The sequence below is a fragment of the Vibrio sp. 1557 genome, assembly GCF_033340175.1.
Taxonomy (GTDB): Bacteria; Pseudomonadota; Gammaproteobacteria; order Enterobacterales; family Vibrionaceae; genus Vibrio; species Vibrio alginolyticus.
Genome location: NZ_JAWOVZ010000274.1, coordinates 1 through 1060, shown reverse-complemented (window position 1 = coordinate 1060; position 1060 = coordinate 1). Strand labels below are relative to the sequence as shown.

1 protein-coding gene is annotated in these 1060 nt (G+C 46.1%); it reads right to left on the bottom strand.

The window, feature by feature from the left end; all coding sequences use genetic code 11:
* The coding region (locus R7070_RS26450; protein ID WP_318141550.1) for a MotA/TolQ/ExbB proton channel family protein at window positions 1-1021 on the bottom strand (1021 nt) is incomplete at its 3' end.
* Window positions 1022-1060 lie beyond the last annotated feature (39 nt).

The window sequence follows — 1060 nt, the reverse complement described above, 5'->3', positions numbered from 1 at the left end:
CGTCCAACTTCGCTTCCAGATCTTCAAGGTTGTCGCCTTTGTGATCTTGGTAAGCTTGGATAACTTCACCTAGAGGGTTGCCAGGGATAACTGTGTCTGATTTCGCCTGTTTACGCATTTTGCCACCGATGATCTGAAGGCGTAGGAAGCACAATAGCGCGATGATGACACCAACAGCGCCCATTGCTAGGATGACGTAACCAACGATACCGCCTTGGTCAATACGCTCCTGAACGGTAGGGCTCTGTACTAGTAGCGATAGAATTACGCCACGAGATGGATCAAGGAATAGCGGCTCATAAGTGCCTTTTGCTGATTCAAAACCAGCCACTTGGCTTGTGATGTTCTTGCTTGGCTGACGTGATAGTTCTTCGAACTTGCCAGTTTGAGGTACGTAAATGACGTATTTGCCATCTGCAATTGCGTTAAATTCACCTACTAGCGTTACGTCGCGAACGGCTTCTTTACCTTCACCGTAAACAACCGTTGCTTGTGTTGTTGATGTATCACCAGATACGACAACTTGTTGAAGAATAGTGTGCCAGAATGCTTCCAGCTCTTGAGTTGATGGTAGTTCTTTACTTTCTGCCAGTTTCGTCAGCAGTGCATCACGCTCTGGGAACTGAACGGCATTTTGCGAAGCGGCAAACAGCCCTTTAAATTCGCCTGCGTATTGACGAACCACACCAAACATTTCACCCAAGGTACCGGAGCGAACACGCAGTGTTTCGGTTAGTTCAGTCAGTTGTTTGTCGTTTTCGTCGAAAGTGGCTTTTAGTTGATCGCCAAGCGCTTGCTGTGCAGCTAGCTCTTCACGAGCCTGTTGTAATAATACAGCTTGTTGGTCGCGATCGCGCTTGAACACAGCTTCGCGTTCTTTGTTTTCTTTTGATTCAACAATGCTTTCTGATTTTACGTTTTTTAGTAGTTCAGAAAGTGTTTGTGGGGTTTCAGCTTGAACGCCAGAAACCATAAATAAGCTGGCTAGTAGACCAGCGGCTAGAGTTTTGAATCCTTTCATCTCTTATTCCTCCCCAGCATATACAGGCAATTTGATTAG